The sequence below is a fragment of the Serratia sp. 121840015-1 genome (assembly GCF_053627655.1).
In genome coordinates, this window is the sequence record NZ_JBSEYF010000007.1 from 202,600 (window position 1) to 223,232 (window position 20,633).

Below are 20,633 nucleotides of genomic sequence, written 5' to 3' on the forward strand. Positions count from 1 at the left end.
TTCTGTGAACGTCTGCGGCAACGGAGTCCAGTTTTTCCCGGCCAGACAGTTTATACTGTGCAGATTATAAGCCTTATTGCATTGAATGCTCCGTCTGCGGAGCACAAGGAATCGCCACCCGTCATGTTAAGTTATCGCCACAGTTTCCACGCCGGCAACCACGCCGACGTGCTCAAACACACCGTTCAGAGCCTGATCATCGAGTCGCTGAAGGAAAAAGAGAAGCCGTTCCTGTATCTGGATACCCACTCGGGCGCAGGCCGTTATCAGCTCAGCGGCGAACACGCCGAGCGCACCGGCGAATACCTGGAAGGCATCGGCTTGCTGTGGCAGCGCGACGATCTGCCGGAAGAGCTGGCGGCCTACATGAGCGTGGTACACAACTTCAACCGTTCCGGCACGCTGCGCTACTATCCCGGCTCGCCGCTGATCGCCCGCCAGCTGCTGCGCCCGCAGGACAAAATTCACCTGACCGAGCTGCACCCGAGCGACTACCCGCTGCTGCGCAGCGAGTTCCAGAAAGACGAACGCGCCAAAGTGCAGCGCGCCGACGGCTATCAGCAGCTGAAATCCCAGCTGCCGCCCCTGTCGCGCCGCGGCCTGATCCTGATGGACCCGCCGTATGAAATGAAGACCGATTACCAGGACGTGGTCAAAGGCATTCAGGAAGGCTACAAGCGTTTCGCCACCGGCACTTACGCGCTGTGGTACCCGGTGGTGATGCGCCAGCAGATCAAACGCATGCTGCGCGATCTGGAAGCCACCGGCATTCGCCGCATTCTGCAGATCGAACTGGCGGTGAAACCCGACAGCGATCAGCGCGGCATGACCGCCTCCGGCATGATCGTCATCAACCCGCCGTGGAAGCTGGAACAGCAGATGAAAAACGTGCTGCCGTGGCTGCACAAGGTGCTGGTGCCGTCGGGCATCGGCCACCATCTGGTGAACTGGGTGGTACCGGAATAATCCCCGGCAGGGCGCGGTTCGCCGCGCCCTGCGTCCACCTATCGCAGCCATCGACGCAATCTTTGCGACAAACCCCGGTCAGGCGTTAAACTCTTACCCTCTTCAAATTCACAACTCATGGAAATCCCAGATGACGAAACATTACGATTATCTAGCAATTGGCGGCGGCAGCGGCGGTATCGCATCGATCAACCGGGCAGCCATGTACGGCCAAAAGTGTGCGCTGATTGAAGCCAAAGAGCTGGGCGGCACCTGTGTAAACGTGGGTTGTGTACCGAAAAAAGTCATGTGGCACGCGGCGCAGATCGCCGAGGCCATCCATCAGTACGGCCCGGACTACGGCTTCGACACCACCGTCAACGCCTTCGACTGGAAGAAGCTGGTCGCCAACCGCACCGCCTATATCGACCGCATCCACAACTCCTACGACAACGTGCTGGGCAAGAACAAGGTCGACGTGATCAAAGGCTTCGCGCGCTTCGTGGATGCGCACACCGTGGAAGTGAACGGCGAGACCATCACCGCCGACCACATCCTGATCGCCACCGGCGGCCGCCCGAGCCACCCGGCGATTCCGGGTGCGGAATACGGCATCGACTCCGACGGCTTCTTTGAGCTGGACGCCATGCCGAAGCGCGTCGCCGTAGTCGGCGCCGGCTATATCGCCGTAGAGATCGCCGGCGTGCTGAACGCGCTGGGCGCGGAAACGCACCTGTTCGTGCGCAAGCACGCGCCGCTGCGCAGCTTCGATCCGATGATCGTCGAAACCCTGGTGGAAGTGATGAACACCGAAGGGCCGAGCCTGCACACCGAATCGGTGCCGAAAGCGATCGTCAAGAACGCCGACGGCAGCCTGACGCTGCAGCTGGAAAACGGCAAGGCATTCACCGTCGACTGCCTGATCTGGGCCATCGGCCGCGAACCGGCGACCGACAACCTGAACCTCGGCGTTACCGGGGTGAAGACCAACGAGCAAGGCTATATTGACGTCGATAAGTTCCAGAATACCAACGTCAAAGGCATCTACGCGGTGGGCGACAACACCGGCGCGGTAGAGCTGACCCCGGTCGCCGTGGCCGCCGGCCGCCGCCTGTCCGAGCGCCTGTTCAACAACAAGCCGGACGAGCACCTGGATTACAGCAACATCGCCACCGTGGTGTTCAGCCACCCGCCGATCGGCACCGTCGGCCTGACCGAGCCGGAAGCCATCGAGAAGTTCGGGGCGGACAACGTGAAGGTATACAAATCCTCCTTCACCGCCATGTACAGCGCCGTGACGCAGCACCGCCAGCCGTGCCGCATGAAGCTGGTGTGCGCGGGTAAAGAAGAGAAGATCGTCGGCCTGCACGGCATCGGCTTCGGCATGGATGAAATCCTGCAGGGCTTCGCGGTAGCGGTGAAGATGGGCGCCACCAAGAAGGACTTCGACAACACCGTGGCGATCCACCCGACCGCGGCGGAAGAGTTCGTTACCATGCGCTAACCGCTGCGGTTAGCCCATTCTCAGGCCGGTAAACACCGGCCTGTTCTTTTTGTGCGGTTTACTATTCCCTTCGCACCCGCCTGCTTTTTCTGCCATTATTCTGCCTGATAAATTAGCGGGACTGATACAACCTCCCCGCGCCTCTGGAGAACACCGATGCTGTTCAAACTATGCAAAACCCTTGCGATGGCCTGCGTGGCCCTGATTATCGCCCAGAGCAGCGCGCTCAGCTTTACCCTGGAAGTGGCGGGCAAGATCGACAACGTGACCGACCCGGTCAATAAAAGCTATCTGTTCACCGATAAGCAGCTGTTGGCGATGCCGGTGCGCAGCATCACCACCTCCACGTCCTGGACGCCGCAGAGAAAATTCGAAGGAATTTCAGTGGCCGATATCCTGGAGCGCGTCGGCGCCAAGGGCGAGACGCTGACCTTCTACGCGCTGAACGATTATTACATCGACGTGCCGCTGTCCGACGTCAAAAAGTACAACATGATCCTGGCCTACAAGATGGACGGGGAAATGCTGAAGCTCAGAAACTTCGGCCCGCTGTTCCTGGTTTACCCGCGCGACGCCGCCGGGCCTGAACTGAACTCGCCGTTGTACAACTCGCGCTTTATCTGGCAAGTCGACAGGATCGTGATCAAATGAAGCTGACGACCTTTAAGAACGGCAGCAGGCTGGCGATCCCGGCGATCTTTGCCGCGCTGTTTCTGGTGGCGTCGACCGTCACGCTCTATTACTACAGCGCCACCCTGTCGAAGAAAGGGCTGTATGCCATCGCCGGCACGCAGGAGAACTACTCGTGGTCGATCGCCAAGTTCTCCATCAAGCTGGCGGAATTCGACACCTTCGTCGAGCAGCAGAGCCACGCTCCGCAGGTCGACAACGACAATCTGCGGCTGCGGTTCGAAATCCTCTATTCGCGCTTTTACGTGCTGGAAACCGTCTCCGAATCGACCCAGCCGCTGTACGCCGAGCCGGGCTACCCGGAAGTGGTCAAACAGATGCGCCTGCAGATGGATCGCATCGATAAGCTGCTGGACAGCCCGAAAATCGACTTCGACCAGGTTTTCGCGGCCATGAAGGCCATCAAGCCTTACGCCATCGAAATGGCCAACCTGACCGACCACGCCGAGGTGAAGCAGCGCACCGCCGCCTATGAGGACTACATCGAGAAACGGCACATCATTTTCTATGGGCTAGTGATCGTCATGTTCTCGGTGATTGCACTGATCGCCATCACCCTGATCGTGTTCCGCCAGCAGCGGCTGACCATTCGCCAGCAGGCCAAGGCGATCGAGGCGGAGAAAGCGACTCGCACCAAGAACGCCTTCCTCGGCGCCATCGGCCACGAGCTGCGCACCTCATTGCAGAGCGTGATGTCGGCCATCGACGTACTGGTGAACACCCGGGTGTCGGCGGAGCATGCGGACACTTTCCAGCGGCTGGAGACCGCCGCGCAGCAAATCGAAAGCCAGATGAAAGATCTGACCGACTATGCGCACCTCGACAGCGGCATGATGGAATTGCGCATCGTGCCGTTCGACGCGCAGAAGCTGATCGCGGAGACCGCCAACGAAATCGCCACCCTGACCCGCAAAGAGCAGGTCAAACTCAGCTGCGAGGTGGAGTGCAGCCACCTGCTGGTGCACTCCGATCCGCTGCGCATCCGGCAGATTATCGTCAACCTGCTGACCAACGCCTACAAATACACCGAAAGCGGCAGCATCACGCTGCACAGCTGCCTGCGCCGCCAACCGGGCGGCAGTTCGTTGATCATCGAAGTGACCGACACCGGCATCGGTATCGAAAAAGACCAGCTCGATCAGATCTTCAAACCCTTTACCCAGTTGGATCAGTCGCATACCAAGCAGTATGCCGGCGTGGGGATGGGGCTGGCGATCGTGCACGGCCTGGTGACGTTGCTCGACGGCACCATCACGGTGTACAGCGAAATCAAGAAGGGCAGCACCTTTATCGTCAGCATTCCGGTGCAGATCAGTGAAGACGAACGTGCCGACGAGCCCGCCGCCGCCAATGCTTCTCTGCAGCAGAAGCCGCAGCAGGTCCTGGTGGTGGATGACAACAAGTCGGTGGGTGACGCCTTTGCGGCGCTATTGGACAAGCTGGGCTATCAGCACGAACTGTGCGACTCGCCGGAGCGCGCGCTGCAGAAGCTGCTCAGACGCCCTTACGACGCGCTGTTGCTAGATCTGCAGATGCCGGGCATCGACGGGGCCGCCCTGGCCAGGCAGCTGCGCAACCGTCGCGGCCCCAACCGCCATGTGCCGATCATCGGCATCAGCGCCTACACGCCGGAGCAGCTGACGGCGGACCAGCGCGCCCTGTTCGACAACTATCTGATGAAGCCGGTCCGGCTGGATGCGCTGTCGAGCGCGCTGGCCGAGGTGTTCCCCGCTAAAGATTAAAACAGCGTTGCAGTGCGGCTTCGATCACATGGAGCCGCACCGGCTTTTCATAAGGGCCGAGCACGTCGTACTCGCGCATCGCCTGAGCGATTTCCGACTCGCGTCGGTCGGTCCCCAGCTCGCCGGTCAGCACCAGTACCGGCGCATCCGGGTTGTCGGAAGCGCGGATGGTGGCGATACAGCGATCCGCCGTTTCCTCACCGATCAGCCAGTCCACCACGTAGCCGTCGAACAGGCTTTGCTGCAATGCCTGACAGAAGCTGTCGACGTCGTAAAACGCCACCACGTTAAAGCCGCAGCCGCCGAGATACTTGGCCAGCTCATCGGCCGCCTGATGCGAATCGTCCAATACCGCGATGCTCAGCCGCTCGTCGTCGCCGAAGCCGGGCCGGATTTCGATCAGATCGACGCCGTAACGCGGGCCTGCCGGCGCCTCATCGGCGCGATAGATATGCCACTGCCCTTCCACGCGCAGCGCCACAAACTCCGCCGGCCGCCCGGCAGCAAGCTCGTCGCCGATGTGCCCGACGCAAGGTATCGCCACCCCCGCCACGACAAAGATGGCATCGCGCGCCATGTTTGGCTCAGGCGTCTCGTGTTCGGCGCTCAAATCGGCGATCGCCGCCGGCGTTTCTCCCAGCGCGGCCGCGACGCTGTTGATCTGCTCCAGCGTCCAGGGGCTTTGCCCTTTCAGTTTGCGGTGCGCATGTGAAAAACTCAGATCCAAGATGCGGCTGAGCTCTCGGGCATGCTGACGTTTTCCAATCCCGTAATGTAAAAACAGCTCCCTGACCCGATTGGCATTCGACTGTGAATCGAATTTTTGGTGATTGTTATCCATTTGTTCCTTCGATTTTTTTTACTGATTTATCAGTCGTTTTGATTATTTCTGCTGAAAAAGCCACATCTAAAACTAGCATCCCATGCAATTATGCGTTAAAAACGTTGCTTGACATACCATGTTGCATCGTCAAACATGGTATCAAAAGAGACATACAGCAATACACTATAAAAAATAACACCAGCACGTTTTTTAATAATAACCATAGTAACACCAGGGAAAATTTGTTCCGTTGCCGCTACTGAGACGATGAGCACATCGCTCGGACTGCACAAGCAAAACGGGGCTTGAGCCTTTAGCGCTAATCTGTTTTACCCACTTTTGAGCCGGGATCCGTCAGGGTCCCGGTTTTTTATTGCCCCTGGCGCCGCGCCATCATACGGACTCACCCCGCCGCCGCAAATAAAAACGGAGCCGGCATGCCGGCTCCGTTGTCCTTGAGATCGCCGTTGAAGGTCAGAAGCGCCAGGTGAAGCCGGCGTTGACGCTGTTGTCCTGGTGGTGCTGCGACAGCAGCCCGCCGTAGCCCAGCGACAGCGTGGCGTTTTCGTTCACCGCCACTTCCGCCCCCGCCTTCAGCACCATCCCGTCGCGCGAGACCGGCACGCTGTCCACCACGAACGGCGCGTTGCCGCCGTTGAACCGCAGCCCGGTGCCTCGCTCCAGCCCGCCGTACTGGTGTTGCCACCCCAGCTCACTGCGCAGCGCCACCGTCGTGCCCGCGCTCACCTGCCATTCGGTGTCCGCACGCAGGCCCAGCGTCGACACCGTCGCATCCGTGTGTTGCTTATCCCCGCGCAAGGCCGCCGCGCCGCCGCTTTCCGCGATGCCGTTGTTCTCGAAGTTCACGTACGCCAGGTTCACGAACGGCTCCAGGTTCAGCCACTCGCCCTGTACGCTGTAGCCCGCTTCCGCGAACAGCTGCTCGGTGCGCGCGCTGTACTTCGCCGTGTCGCGGTCCGACTGCATTCCGTAGTTCACCGACCGCCTGGTGTCGATGCGGTGCCAGGTGTAGCCCGCCCCGCCGCGCAGCGCCAGCGCCCCGAACTGCTTGTCGCCGTACGCCGCCAGGTGGTAGTTGTCGCTGTCCGCCTTCGACCCGTACCCGCCGTGCAGCGAGGTGCGGGTGTAGCCGGTCGCCACCCCCAGCCGCCAGTCGTCCGCCGCCGCCGAGTCCAGCCCCACCAGCACCCCGTAGGTCGAGGCCTGATAACCCGTGGCGTTGGCGTCGCCCGACGCGTGGTCCCACGCCCCCAGCAGCTGCGCCCAGGCACCGCCCTCGTCCGCCTTGATGGCCGACGAGCTCGCCAGCCCTTCCGCCTGACGCAGACGCCCGTTCAGCGCCTCACGCAGGTAGCGGCTGTCGTTCACCAGCGCCGACGCGATATCCGCATGGATTTGCCCCGACAGCTGACGGAACGCCTGCCGCGCTTCGCCCGCCGTGCCGCTGCCGAGCAGGCTCTCGTACACCGGGTTGCCCGCCGCCAGCGCATCCGCCGCCGCCGCCACCGCCCGCTCGTTCGGCGTCTGTGCCACGCTGGCGAAGCTCGTGCCGTTGCGCCCGACGCTCAGCGTCACCCCGGTCGGCTGGTAGCTCAGCCCGGTGCCGAGGAACAGGTAGTTCGGCGCCACCGCGTCAAACTGCCCGCTCACCCCCTGCTGCGCGCTCAGAATGGTGTACTGCTGGCCCAGCAGGCTGCGTACCTCGTTTTGCGTCAGCAGGTTGGGGCTGTTCTCCAGCGTCACCGCCACCTCGCCGCCGCCGATCGTCGCCGATCCGCTGCTCTGGATCCGATCGCTCTGGCCGTTCGGCCCCACTTCCACCGCGTAGCGCGAACCCGGCTCGAAGCTGACGTTGCCCGCCACGTTCAGGGTGCCGATCGAGTTGCCCGGTGCCACGGTGCCGCCCTGACGGGCGGTCAGCGAACCGACCGTGCCGCTGCCGCCGACGATGCCGCCGTTCTGCACGCTGACGGCCGAGGTGATCGAGCCGTTGACTGCCAGCCGGCCCTGATTGACCAGCGTCGGGCCGGCATAGGTGTTGGTGCCGGTCAGCTCCAGGATTCCCGCGCCCTCTTTGGTCAGGCCGCCGTGGCCGGAAATGTTGTTGGAGTAGATTTCCCATCCACAGTGGAAGTCATCACATTTCCTGGCGTGCAACGTACCGGCATCCACCTCGGCGCCCCTCCCCGGAATATTGGCGACAAACTGGGTCGGGCCATAGGCCACGCCCGTCGGATCCGGGATGCGGAACTCCGCGGGAATATCCTCGACGGTATAGAACATACCCGGGCCGTTGATGGCCTTGCCCAGGTTGATCATCCCCCAGCCGTAGAGTGCATCGATGCCCGGCGCGCCCATGTCGGTGGCGGTGGTTTTCAGCACGTCGGCAATCTGCGCCGAGGTCATGTACGGGAAGCGCTGCAGCAACACCGCCACCGCGCCGGTGACGTGCGGCGTCGCCATCGAGGTGCCGTTTTTATTGCCGTAGTCCGACACCAGGTTGGCCGGATCGGAACCGTTGGCCACGGTGCTGTAGATTTTGCTGCCCGGCGACGAGACGCAGAAGCTGGCGGTATAGCCGCAGCGGGAAGAGAAGCTGCTGATGGTGTAAGGCACGCTGTTGGTCGATGCCGCATCCTGCGCCACGCTGGCAACCGACAACCAGTTCGGCGCGATGTCCGGCACGAAGTAGGCCAGCCCGCTGATCACATCCGGTTGGTTGTAGTTGCCGTCGTTGCCGGCGGCGAACAGCACCAGAATATTTTTGCGCGCCGCGTCGATGGCGCCCTGATAGCCTGCGCCGGCCAGGCTGCCGAGCAGCGGTTTGACCTGATCGAATTGTTCCTGCGCATCCTGCAGCTCAAAGTGCAGCGCGTTAGGATCGCGGCCGCCGTCGGACAGAAAGTCGGGAATACTGACGCCCCAGCTGTTGTTGATCACCCGCGCACCGCTGTTGATCATCGCCTGCCAGCCGGCATTGGTGACGGCGCCGTCCAGGCCGAGAAATTCGCCGTAGGCCGGGCCGTCGTTGTCGTTATCGACGCTGATCACCTGCGAATCGAAGGCCACGCCATGCATGCCGACGCCATCGCGGTTGGCGGCGCTGATGCCCGCGACGTGCACCCCGTGATTGCTCAGCATGCCCTGTGAGCCGCTGTAGAAGTGGAAGGTGCCGTCGAAGTAAAAGCGGTCGCCGGCGTTAATGCCCGGCCGGTGCGGATCGGTGTAGGCGCGATAGCCTTCGGTGACCACGTTGATCAGTTTGCCGTCGCCGGCGAACTCGGGATGGCGGTTGACCGGGGTATCGAAAATGCCCACCTTCTGCCCTTTGCCGGTATAACCGGCGGCGTAGGCCTCATCGGCATGGATCGCCCCCAGCCCCCAGTTGGCGTTGAATTCGGCGCTGCGCCAGCTGGCCGGATCGCCGGCTTGGCCGTTCACCTCGTGCGGTGCCGCCTGCGCATACCCCGCCAGCGCCATGCAGCAGACCAGCGCGTTCAGCCGCCACGGCGAGCGACGAACGTTTCCTTTGCTATCAAAACCCATTGTTGTTGTCATTTCCTTACCTTTTGCTTGTTATTGGCCGACGCCCCAGGTGCGCCGGGTTCTCATTAGCAGGATGTGAAAAAGGAACCGCCCGCAGACGGTTCCCTACAAGGATTAAGTCGATGTTGCTTAGAAGCGCCAGGTGAAGCCGGCGTTGACGCTGTTGTCCTGGTGGTGCTGCGACAGCAGCCCGCCGTAGCCCAGCGACAGCGTGGCGTTCTCGTTCACCGCCACTTCCGCCCCCGCCTTCAGCACCATCCCGTCGCGCGAGACCGGCACGCTGTCCACCACGAACGGCGCGTTGCCGCCGTTGAACCGCAGCCCGGTGCCTCGCTCCAGCCCGCCGTACTGGTGTTGCCACCCCAGCTCGCTGCGCAGCGCCACCGTCGTGCCCGCGCTCACCTGCCATTCGGTGTCCGCACGCAGACCCAGCGTCGACACCGTCGCATCCGTGTGCTGTTTATCCCCGCGCAAGGCCGCCGCGCCGCCGCTTTCCGCGATGCCGTTGTTCTCGAAGTTCACGTACGCCAGGTTCACGAACGGCTCCAGGTTCAGCCACTCACCCTGCACGCTGTAACCCGCTTCCGCGAACAGCTGCTCGGTGCGCGCGCTGTACTTCGCCGTGTCGCGGTCCGACTGCATCCCGTAGTTCACCGACCGCTTGGTATCGATGCGGTGCCAGGTGTAGCCCGCCCCGCCGCGCAGCGCCAGCGCCCCGAACTGCTTGTCGCCGTACGCCGCCAGGTGGTAGTTGTCGCTGTCCGCCTTCGACCCGTACCCGCCGTGCAGCGAGGTGCGGGTGTAGCCGGTCGCTACCCCCAACCGCCAGTCGTCCGCCGCCGCCGAGTCCAGCCCCACCAGCACCCCGTAGGTCGAGGCCTGATAACCCGTGGCGTTGGCGTCGCCCGACGCGTGGTCCCACGCCCCCAGCAGCTGCGCCCAGGCACCACCCTCGTCCGCCTTGATGGCCGACGAGCTCGCCAGCCCTTCCGCCTGACGCAGACGCCCGTTCAGCGCCTCACGCAGGTAGCGGCTGTCGTTCACCAGCGCCGACGCGATATCCGCATGGATTTGCCCCGACAGCTGACGGAACGCCTGCCGCGCTTCGCCCGCCGTGCCGCTGCCGAGCAGGCTCTCGTACACCGGATTGCCCGCCGCCAGCGCATCCGCCGCCGCCGCCACCGCCCGCTCGTTCGGCGTCTGCGCCACGCTGGCGAAGCTCGTGCCGTTGCGCCCGACGCTCAGCGTCACCCCGGTCGGCTGGTAACTCAGCCCGGTGCCGAGGAACAGGTAGTTCGGCGCCACCGCGTCAAACTGCCCGCTCACCCCCTGCTGCGCGCTCAGGATGGTGTACTGCTGGCCCAGCAGGCTGCGCACCTCGCTTTGCGTCAGCAGGTTGGGGCTGTTCTCCAGCGTCACCGCCACCTCGCCGCCGCCGATCGTCGCCGATCCGCTGCTCTGGATCCGATCGCTCTGGCCGTTCGGCCCCACTTCCACCGCGTAGCGCGAACCCGGCTCGAAGCTGACGTTGCCCGCCACGTTCAGGGTGCCGATCGAGTTACCCGGCGCCACGGTGCCGCCCTGACGGGCGGTCAGCGAACCGACCGTGCCGCTGCCGCCGACGATGCCGCCGTTCTGCACGCTGACGGCCGAGGTGACCGAGCCGTTGACTGCCAGCCGCCCCTGATTGACCAGCGTCGGGCCGGCATAGGTGTTGTTACCCGTCAGCACCAGCGTGCCGATGCCCTGCTTGGTCAGGCCGCCGTGGCCGGAGATGTCGTTGCTCCAGAAGTCCAGGCCGCAAAGATCGCTGCTGCAGACGCGCTCGGTCGGTTTACCCTTGTCCAGCACCGCACCGACGCCCGGCAGATCCACCACGAACTGGGTCGGGCCGTAAGCCACGCCTGTCGGATCCGGAATGCGGAACTCCGCAGGAATATCTTCGACGGTCACCAACATGCCCGGGCCGTTGATGGCCTTGCCCAGGTTGATCATCCCCCAGCCGTAGAGCGCGTCGATGCCCGGCGCGCCCATGTCGGTGGCGGTGGTTTTCAGCACGTCCGCCACCTGTGCGCCATTCAAATACGGGAACCGCTCCATCAGCACCGCAACGCTGCCGGCCACGTGCGGCGCCGCCATCGAGGTACCGCTGTATTTGGCGTAGCCGGTCGTCAGATTCTCCACGCTGGTGCCTTCAATCACCGAGCTGTACACCCGGGTACCCGGTGCCGAGACGCACAAACTGGCGGTATAGCCGCAGCGGGAAGAGAAGGTGCTGATGCTGTAATCGCCGGTATTGGTGGGATCTTGCAGGCTGGCGACCGACAGCCAGTTCGGCGCGATATCCGGCACGAAATACGCCAGGCCGGCCATGGCGTCCGGGTTGTTCAGGTTGTAATCGTTACCGGCGGCGAAGATGGTGACCACGCCGCTGCGCGCCGCGTCGATCGCGCCCTGATAGGCGCCGCCGGGCTTGGTGCCCAGGATAACCTTGATCTGATCGAACTGCTTTTGCGCATCGTCGACCGTGAAATGAGGATAAGCGGGATCTTTGCCTCCCTTGGCGAATTTATCGGTAATGCCGATGCCCCAGCTGTTATTGATAATGCGCGCGCCGCTGGCCACCAGCGCCTCCCAACCGGCCTGGTACACCGCGCCGTCGTTGCCGAGGATGATGCCGTCCTCCGGGCCGGGATCGCCGTTTTCCGCGCTGATGATCTGCGCGTTGAACGCCACGCCGTGCATGGCGCCGCCGTCGCGGCTGCCGGCGGCGATGCCGCCCACGTGGGTGCCGTGCGAACCGAGCGTGCCATCGGAATCCACGCTCGGCGTGCCGTCATAGCGGAAAGCGTCGCCTTTTTTCACCGGAATATAGGGGTCGGTGTATTCGCGGATGCCTTCGGTAACCAAATTGATCACCTTATTCTCACCGGCAAATTCGGGATGTTTGGCGTAAACCGGCTGATCGAAAATGCCGAGTTTGATGCCTTTGCCGGTATAACCGGCGGCGTAGGCCTGGTCGGCGTGGATCGCCCCCAGCCCCCATTCCGCGTTGAACTCACTGCTGCGCCAGCTGGCCGGATCGCCCGCTTTGCCGTTCTCTATATAGGTGGCAGCCTGCGCCCCGCCGATCGCCGTCAGGCAGATCAGCATCGCGCTCCATTGTGCGCGATGAACTCCGATTTCAGGCCAGCCGAAGGCCGCCCGAGCGGATTTGACTCCTCTAAGTTTCTTCTCCATCCCAGATACCGTCCGTTGTTGTTTGCAAATGTTTTATAAGATTTTTTGTGTAACAGTTTGGTAACACCAAATAAATAAAGCACAACAATCTCAAGTGCGCTTAATGTGTCATCCGGCAGTCAGGAGGGAGGAGAGAAAGTTTCAGGGGTGGATCAGGCGAAGGAGGATAAGAAATGGCAATGACATCTCCCAACGCCTAAGTCGCGGCATGAGGTGAGAGAAACAATATTATGATTATGATAAATAAGAATATAATTCAGTAAACAACAAAGAGACAGAACGCCTGAAAAGTGATTAACAGGCGTCTTTTATCACTTTTAATTATAAATTTTGCCAATATTCACTCAGTGAATTATGCTGGATTTTCACTCAGCCATCGGCAAAAATTGGATTATCCTGCTGATGTTTTTTTGCTGTTCATCGCGTCTTCTTCCGCCTGACGAAGGATGGCTTTGGCCATCCATTGCGTGACGTCCTGAATATTATCCAGCTCCAGGCCCCAGATATCTTTCAACACCAGAAATACTTCCGAGCCGTAAATCAGCGAGAAAGCATGAATCACTCTCTGCAGAGAGTCCGACGGCAGTTTGCCCTGCAACGGTTCTACCGCCAGCGCCAGCAGACGCTTGCGGTTGCCGCGCACGAATTTTTCGCCCGGCGTCGCGTTCGCCCACTGCTGTAAAGAGAGTTGCAACGCCGCGCGCAACGCCCCCTCATGCCGCTCCATCTGAGGATAGGCGAAGCTCAGCAATTGCTGAATACGCTTCAAAGCATCATCGTCTTGCGGGCGCCATTCCAGGATTGGGCCCAGGCTTTCCGCCACCACGGCGCTAATCAGCGCACTTTGGGTCGGAAAGTAACGGTAGGCCGTCGCACGCGATACCTGTGCATGCGCCGCCAGTTCGGTGATCGAAGGAAACGCGCCTTCGTCATACAGCGCCATCGCGCTGGCCAGCAACAAACGGTAGGTTTTTGCCCGGGCGGAGGTCAGAGAAGGATCGAGAGGGACGGGAAAAGCATCTATCGGCACATAAACCTCATGCATCTGCACACGCTAGCACAACCGGGGACGATGCCTCTGTTGGCCGGTTGCCGGCAAAGCGCCGGCCACGTTGAAAAGCTCAAAAATGAGACAGAAGTCCCATTTTGCATCGCCTAACCCTTGCAAAAATGATACGGCCGTCTCATTATATAAATACATTAATTACTTTAACTTAATAGCCAGCACCAGGGTTCCACTAAAAATATAACATCATAATTTATAAATAAAAACTAGAAACACTCGGGAAAACCCCATGATTGATACTTCAAATTTTGTCTATATTGCTACCACAGCAGATACCAAAGGACAAGAGTTGGAGTACGTACGGCGGCTGATCGCTGCCCTGAATTTACCTACGCGAACCGTCGATCTCTCCACCCGTAGCCTGCCGTTTGATTCCCCCGCCGATATCAGCCCAGAGGACGTTGCCCGCCACCATCCGGCAGGCGCCGGCGCGGTCTTCTGCGCCAGCCGCGGCCAGGCGATCGCCGCCATGGCGACCGCTTTCGAACGCTTTATCCTGACGCGCCGCGATATTGCCGCCCTGCTTGGCCTGGGGGGCTCCGGTGGCACCGCCATCATCACGCCGGCCATGCAGCAGCTGCCGATCGGCCTGCCGAAAATAATGGTCTCAAGCATGGCGGCGGGTGACGTTTCCGCCTATGTCGGCGCCAGTGACATCAACATGCTGTATTCGGTCACCGATCTCGCCGGTCTGAACCGCATCTCGCGACGGGTGCTCGGCAACGCGGCGCGCCAGATAGCCGGGGCCGTACGCTTCGCCGCCGTCGACTATCCCGACGACAAGCCCGCGATTGGCCTGACGATGTTTGGCGTCACCACGCCCTGCATTCAGGCGCTGGTTGCCGACCTTGAGCCGCAATGGGATTGCCTGACGTTTCACGCCACCGGCAGCGGCGGCAGAGCGCTGGAAAAACTGATCGATAGCCGCCAACTGCACGGCGCCATCGACTTGACCACCACCGAAGTGGCCGATTACCTGTTTGGCGGTGTGCTACCCTGCAATGCAGATCGTTTCGGGGCCATCGCGCGTACCGGCATCCCTTGCGTGCTCTCCTGCGGCGCGATCGACATGATCAACTTCGGCGCGCCGAATACGGTGCCGGCTCGCTACGCCAACCGCCTGCGCCACCATCACAATCCGCAAGTGACGCTGGTGCGCACCAGCGCGCGGGAAAGCGCGTTAATCGGACGTTGGATGGGCGAAAAAATCAATGCCTGTACGGGCGAAGTGCGCTTCGTGATCCCGGCAGGCGGCGTATCGGCTCTGGATGCGCCGGGGCAACCGTTCTGGGATCCGGCGGCGCTGGCCGCCTTTACGCAAGCGCTGGAGGAGACGGTATACGCCACCGACAAACGCCGGCTGATAAAAACGCCTTATCATATTAACGACCCGCGCTTTGCACAGGCCGTTGCCGAACAGTTCCGGCACATTGTCGGCGGGGAATGATTATCACTCACTGCAGAACCTGCCGGTGATAACGCCAAATAAAAAAGGCCAGACAAATAGTCTGGCCCTTTTTTATTCACCGCGAGCGGATATTACTGACCGGAGGACATCTGCTCCTTCATTTTATTCATATGGTCCATCATCTTTTGCTCGCGTTTCTGATAATTCTCATTGTATTGTTTTTTCTGCTCAGGAGTCAGCAGGTTATACATTTTATTTTCCGCTTTGGCGCGTTCCAGCATGCGTTCGGATTGCGCTTTGCCCATCGCGTCAATTTGCGCTTTCGCCTTCGCTTCGTCAAAGCTGTCGGAAGCCACCAGATTATGCAGCGCCTGGCGTTCCTCTTTCATGCCCGGCCCGCGCTTCTGGTGCGACTCTTTCATGATGTCGCGCATCTGCTGGCGCTGCTGTTCGGTCAGGTTCAGCCCGGCGAACGGGCCGCCTTTGCCTTCACCCTTGTGATGCATCATTTTCATCGGCGCCGCATCCGGTGCCGGTGCCGTCGTGTCTGCAGCGAACGCCGCAGAAGCAGAACCCAGAGCCAGCGTGGAAGCAATAAATAAAGCCGTCAATTTACGCATAATCATTTCCTTAAAAGTTTTTCTTCATCAGGAGCGCTGTACGTTAACAGGCTCATTCGTCGTCGGAGATAATAATAGGCTGATAAAATTCAAGTAATGCGAGGGTGTGTAAACTTTTTAAAACCCGTCTCGGATTTATTCACCAATTATGAGAAAACTATGAAGATGGCGTTTATTTGATGGAAATTTTAATTTCCCGGTAAAAATCCCCCCGGTGGAGTTATTTTTCCGCTTTCCCCTCACCGCTATAATTTACTCGCCTCCACGGCAACCTTGCATCAACCGTTTTCCGATAGCGGGGAGGTCGGTACAAACATCACAGGATCCGATGTTCTCCTACACTTTAAGACAACCGGCCGCCGGGTGACGTTTACACCGCAAAACTAATCATTGCTTATATAATAGTTTCCATCACCCGCCTCGCTTGTGAAAACCTGTTATATGATGCACAGATGCGCACGGCGACCACTTTCGGGCCAACAGGCTGCCCCGGAGCTGTGCTGACCGGCCGCCCGTGCTCTTTTGAGGAATCATCATGCCCGCAGACCAAGGCCCTGAGCTTCTTAACGCCCACTTCGGCACCCAAAGCCCCCACTGGCGGCTGGCGTTTGACAGCAATGCCCTGGAGCTGTCCGCCGTTAAGGGCAAAGCCCACGTCGCGGTGGCGCTCAGCGCCATGGAAGCGGCGAAAATCCGCCGTCTGACCGGCGTCACCGCCAGCCTTGAACTGACCATTACGCTCGCCGGAGAACCGCTGCATCTGCATCTGGTGGGGCGCCGCGTCAATAATCTCGAATGGGCGGGCACCGCTTCCGCCTTCAGCGACACCCAATCCGTGGCGCGCGATCTGGTGCACGGCCTCTCCTTCGCCGAGCAGGTGGTGTCCGAAGCCAACTCGGTGATCGTGATCGTCGATCAGCACGGCCGCATCCAACGCTTCAACCGGCTGAGCGAGGAGTACACCGGGCTGCGCGAACATGAAGTGATCGGCAAAAACGTTTTCCAGCTGTTTATGAGCCCGGAAGAAGCCGCCGCTTCGCGGCGCAACATCGCCGGCTTCTTCCGCAACGGTTCGTCCTATGAGGTGGAACGCTGGGTAAAAACGGTCAAGGGCGAACGGCTGTTCCTGTTCCGCAATAAGTTCGTGCACAGCGGCAGCGGCAAGAACGAGGTGTATCTTATCTGCTCCGGTACCGACATCACCGAAGAACGCCGTGCGCAGGAGCGGCTGCGGGTGCTGGCCAACACCGATCTCATCACCGGCCTACCGAACCGTAACGCGATCCAGGACAAAATCAATCACGCCATCGCCACGCGCGGCGAAGAGAGTTTCGGCCTGGTCTACCTCGATCTCGACAACTTCAAGAAGGTCAACGACGCCTACGGCCATATGTTCGGCGATCGGCTGCTGGTCGAGGTCGCGCTGGCGATCCTCGGCTGCCTGAGCCCGGACCAGGTGCTCGCCCGCCTCGGCGGCGACGAATTCTTGGTGCTGGCGCCGCAAACCGATCGCGAGCGCCTGCAAACGCTGGCGCAGCGCATCATCGACAGGCTGAAAACCCCTTTCCGCATCGGCCTGATTGAGGTGTATACCGGCTGTTCGATCGGCATCGCGCTGTGCCCGGAGCACGGCAACGATCTCGACAGCCTGATCCGCAGCGCCGATACCGCCATGTACGTCGCCAAGGAGCACGGCAAACGCACCTATACCGTCTTCTCGCCGGAGATGAACAAGCGCGTCGCCGAATACATGTGGCTGGACACCAATCTGCGCAAAGGCCTGGAGCAAAATCAGCTGGTGCTGTATTACCAGCCGAAAATCGACGCGCGCAGCGGTGAAGTGCACAGCGTGGAAGCGCTGGTGCGCTGGGATTCGCCGGAGCGCGGCCTGATCCCGCCGCTGCAGTTCATCTCCTACGCCGAGGAGTCCGGCCTGATCGGCCCACTGGGGCAATGGGTATTGCAGACCGCCGCCGGCCAGGCGGCGCAGTGGCAAGAGCAGGGATTGAATCTGCGGGTGGCGGTCAACCTCTCCGCCCGGCAGCTGGCCGACGACAGCATCGTCAACGACCTGCTCGGGGTGCTGCGCCGTCACCGCATGGCCCCTTGTCTGTTGGACTTCGAGTTGACCGAAAGCAGCCTGATTGAAGACGAGAACCGCGCTCGCGCGCTGATCACCCGGTTGCGCGAACTGGGCGCGCAGGTGCATCTCGACGACTTCGGCACCGGCTATTCGTCGCTGGCGCAGCTGGCGCGTATTCCGCTGGACGCCATCAAGCTGGATAAAAGCTTCGTGCGCGGGGTGAATTTCAACCCGGTATCGCAATCGTTGGTGCGCGCGATCGTTGCGGCGGCAGAGGCGTTGGCGTTCCGGGTGATCGCCGAAGGGGTGGAGACCGAGAGCGAAAACCACTTCCTCGACGAGGTCGGCGTGGACGAAAAACAGGGCTTTCTGTTTGCGCGGCCAATGCTCCCGGAACAGCTGGAGCATTGGCTGCAGTCCTACCGCCCGCACTCACCCTCCGCGTGAGGCGGGCGCGTTAACGTTAGCCGGCACGACGCAGGTTCAGGGTATGGCGATCCTGCAACATCACCAGCCGCTCGATGTAGGCGCGGTCTTTTTCCTCAATGGTAAAGGCCGAGTGCACCCAGTCTTCAGTAATGTCCATCAGCTCGGAACGCGTCAGCTGCAACACGCGCTGACGCGCCCGCAGCATGGCGCGCATGCCGTTGAGCTTCGGCCGTATGGTATCGATAAAGGTGCGCGTCGCCATGTAGGCGTCGCCGGGCTGGAACAGCTGGTCTACCAGCCCGCGGCTCTCGAACCACTCTGCGGTGTGCGACTCGCCGCCCCAAATCAGCTCCTCGGCCAAGCGCATGCCAGCCTTGCGCGCCACCAGCGAGTAACCGCCCATACCGGGAAACAGGTTGAACGCGATCTCCGGAAACCCCATGCGCGCGTTGTTCTGCGCCAGCACGAAATGGTGCGCCAGCGCCGCTTCAAAGCCGCCGCCCAGCGCGCTGCCTTCGACCATCGCAATGCTGACCGCGCCGGTGTCGAAACCGCGCGCCGCCGCATGTACGCAGTCGATGCAGGCGCGCGCGTAGGCCATCATCGCCTCGCGCTTGCGGTTTTTGATCGCTTCGGCGAAGAACTGCAGATCGCCGCCGACGTTGAACATGTTCGGCACCAGCGAGCCGGTGACCCAGAAATCGAACCGCAGCGAAGACTCCTTCGCCGCCTGCGCCAGCGTCATGATGTCTTCGATCAGCGCCTGGTTGAAGCAGGGGCGCGGCGCGGCGCGCAGCAGCATCCACATGATGTGCCGCCCCTCTTCATAGTAGGCGGACAGCTGCGACAGATTGCCCGCTTCGGTAAACGGACGACAGGTGGGGTGATTAAGCAATTTCATAAGACCTTCCAGTTTTTCTGTTGATGACGGATGAGACCGTTCCAGCCCCTACGGCTGCAGCGGAGCGGTGGGCGGCAAAAGCGCGACGCCACATCATGAGTAAACGCTTTCTCGCCGACGAAACAGATAAAAATTGGAGGTAGGGAAGTGAAAAAAACCGAGGCGCCACGGGGTTTTCATAGGAATTTTACCTATCGACCCCTCCCCGGCATTTCATGCCGGGCGCTAACGCGCTAAGCTCGGAAAATGACCGTTTGCCGCCCCGGCGTTCAAAACGCTGCGGGGCTTTGGCTATAATCAACGCTGAAACATGCCGTTTAACGTTAAGGAAATCGTGAAGTAATGCCTACAGGACCAGACCAGGAACGCCACCAGCCCGCACAAGACACGCCGCCGAAGCCGCTTATCGCCATCAAGACCGGCCATGAGACCCTCGACCGCCGCATCGGTGGTTTTTCACGTCTGATTGAACGCATCAAAGCCTGGCCAAGCGTGGCGCACCTGCTGCGCGCCGCCGAACGCTTTAACGATCGGCTGGGTAGCCAGTTCGGCGCCGCTATTACCTATTTTTCATTCCTCTCGCTGATCCCGATCCTGATGGTGTCGTTTGCCGCCGCCGGCTTCGTGCTGGCCTCCAACCCGGATCTGCTGGCCCGCTTGATCAACCGCATCGTCGGCAGCATCAGCGATCCGACGCTGGCCAGCACGCTGAAGAACACCGTCAACACCGCCATTCAGCAGCGCACCACCGTGGGATTGACCGGCCTGGCGCTGGCGCTCTATTCCGGCATCAGCTGGATGGGCAACCTGCGCGAGGCGATCCGCGCGCAGTCGCGCGATGTCTGGGAGCGCAATCCGCAGGATCAGGAGAAAATCTACTTCAAATACACCCGCGACTTCATCTCGCTGACCGGCCTGGTGGTCGCGCTGATCATTACGCTGTCGCTGACTTCGGTCGCCGGGTCGGCGCAGGCGGCGATCGTCAATGCGCTGGGGCTGGACGGCATCGAATGGCTGCGGCCGGCGCTGACGCTGATCGCGCTGTCGATCTCGATCTTCGCCAACTATCTGCTGTTCCTGTGGATTTTCTGGATGCTGCCGCGCCACAAACCGAAGAAAAAAGCGCTGCTGCGCGGCACCTTGCTCGCCGCCATCGGCTTTGAGGTGATCAAGTTCGTGATGACCATGACGCTGCCGCAGGTGGCGAAGTCGCCTTCCGGCGCGGCCTTCGGATCGGTGATCGGGCTGATGGCGTTCTTCTACTTCTTCGCTCGTTTGACGCTGTTTTGCGCCGCCTGGATCGCCACCGCCGACTACAAAGGCGACAAAGCGTTGCCGGAACGCGAGCCGCCGACGCGCTGAAGCCATGCGATCGTGCCGGTGTTATCGCACACACCGGCACTTTCCTCTGGATATCAGCCAGAAAACCAGTCAATACGTCTAAATAACTCGGCACGCGATCCGAAAAACCAGCATAACAAACTGCCCGCTCACTTTTCTTTGCCGCTTTTACAGCCATTCCCTCTGCACGAAAGCCCTTTCTCAACGTTTAACGCTGCAGAAAACAAGCCAGATAAAACATTAGTCTTTTTAACCGGTTAGCGGGGCCATTGCC

General features: G+C 60.9%; 13 protein-coding genes. 7 read left to right on the top strand and 6 right to left on the bottom strand.

The annotated features are described in order from the left end of the window. Positions 1-123 precede the first annotated feature (123 nt). The 4 genes from ACUXAC_RS24015 to ACUXAC_RS24030 all read left to right on the top strand — a co-directional run bounded on the left by ACUXAC_RS24015 (position 124) and on the right by ACUXAC_RS24030 (position 4,881). Positions 124-966 carry a 23S rRNA (adenine(2030)-N(6))-methyltransferase RlmJ gene (locus ACUXAC_RS24015; protein ID WP_004931012.1) on the top strand — a complete coding sequence of 281 codons (843 nt, stop codon included), beginning with the start codon at positions 124-126 and terminating at the stop codon, positions 964-966. 130 nt (positions 967-1,096) lie between these two features. Beyond that, positions 1,097-2,449, top strand: a complete 1,353-nt coding sequence (gene gorA, locus ACUXAC_RS24020) for a glutathione-disulfide reductase (RefSeq protein ID WP_025304617.1) — start codon at positions 1,097-1,099, stop codon at positions 2,447-2,449. Between the two features lie 156 nt (positions 2,450-2,605). Beyond that, positions 2,606-3,100: a molybdopterin-dependent oxidoreductase gene (locus ACUXAC_RS24025; RefSeq protein WP_033636391.1), complete on the top strand. Its 495-nt coding sequence runs from the start codon at positions 2,606-2,608 to the stop codon at positions 3,098-3,100. Continuing rightward, positions 3,097-4,881: an ATP-binding response regulator gene (locus tag ACUXAC_RS24030; RefSeq protein WP_087762438.1), complete on the top strand. Its 1,785-nt coding sequence runs from the start codon at positions 3,097-3,099 to the stop codon at positions 4,879-4,881. Before ACUXAC_RS24025 ends, ACUXAC_RS24030 begins: the two co-directional genes overlap by 4 nt. On the opposite strand, the gene ACUXAC_RS24035 is transcribed toward ACUXAC_RS24030, so the two are convergent. From ACUXAC_RS24035 to ACUXAC_RS24050, 4 genes are all read right to left on the bottom strand, one after another. After that, positions 4,871-5,722 (bottom strand): helix-turn-helix domain-containing protein, encoded by an 852-nt coding sequence (locus ACUXAC_RS24035; RefSeq protein WP_454266909.1) that lies wholly within the window; start codon positions 5,720-5,722, stop codon positions 4,871-4,873. The genes ACUXAC_RS24030 and ACUXAC_RS24035 overlap by 11 nt on opposite strands. Before the next feature lie 456 nt (positions 5,723-6,178). Next, a complete protein-coding gene (locus ACUXAC_RS24040) occupies positions 6,179-9,283 on the bottom strand; it encodes an autotransporter outer membrane beta-barrel domain-containing protein (protein WP_454266910.1) in 3,105 nt (1,034 codons plus the stop codon). A 117-nt stretch (positions 9,284-9,400) separates the two neighbouring features. Continuing rightward, the gene (locus ACUXAC_RS24045; protein ID WP_454266912.1) at positions 9,401-12,424 is read right to left on the bottom strand and encodes an autotransporter outer membrane beta-barrel domain-containing protein; all 3,024 of its coding nucleotides are present in this window, start codon (positions 12,422-12,424) and stop codon (positions 9,401-9,403) included. 478 nt (positions 12,425-12,902) lie between these two features. Continuing rightward, entirely contained in the window at positions 12,903-13,556 is a 654-nt protein-coding gene (locus ACUXAC_RS24050) for a TetR/AcrR family transcriptional regulator (RefSeq protein WP_038874652.1), read from the bottom strand. A gap of 250 nt (positions 13,557-13,806) precedes the next feature. Here ACUXAC_RS24050 and ACUXAC_RS24055 point away from each other — a divergent pair, with 250 nt between their 5' ends. Beyond that, positions 13,807-15,024 (top strand): Tm-1-like ATP-binding domain-containing protein, encoded by a 1,218-nt coding sequence (locus ACUXAC_RS24055; RefSeq protein WP_100396791.1) that lies wholly within the window; start codon positions 13,807-13,809, stop codon positions 15,022-15,024. Positions 15,025-15,116: 92 nt separating this feature from the next. On the opposite strand, the gene spy is transcribed toward ACUXAC_RS24055, so the two are convergent. Beyond that, positions 15,117-15,605 (bottom strand): ATP-independent periplasmic protein-refolding chaperone Spy, encoded by a 489-nt coding sequence (gene spy, locus ACUXAC_RS24060; protein ID WP_038874659.1) that lies wholly within the window; start codon positions 15,603-15,605, stop codon positions 15,117-15,119. A gap of 535 nt (positions 15,606-16,140) precedes the next feature. Between spy and pdeR the strand changes: the two genes are divergently transcribed. After that, positions 16,141-18,135 (top strand): cyclic di-GMP phosphodiesterase, encoded by a 1,995-nt coding sequence (gene pdeR / locus ACUXAC_RS24065; RefSeq protein ID WP_060425399.1) that lies wholly within the window; start codon positions 16,141-16,143, stop codon positions 18,133-18,135. 16 nt (positions 18,136-18,151) lie between these two features. Here pdeR and ACUXAC_RS24070 read toward each other — a convergent pair whose 3' ends face one another. After that, positions 18,152-19,018, bottom strand: a complete 867-nt coding sequence (locus ACUXAC_RS24070) for a crotonase/enoyl-CoA hydratase family protein (protein WP_038874666.1) — start codon at positions 19,016-19,018, stop codon at positions 18,152-18,154. A 342-nt stretch (positions 19,019-19,360) separates the two neighbouring features. Between ACUXAC_RS24070 and yhjD the strand changes: the two genes are divergently transcribed. Then, a complete protein-coding gene (gene yhjD / locus ACUXAC_RS24075) occupies positions 19,361-20,380 on the top strand; it encodes an inner membrane protein YhjD (RefSeq protein WP_060441491.1) in 1,020 nt (339 codons plus the stop codon). The last annotated feature ends 253 nt before the right edge of the window (positions 20,381-20,633 follow it).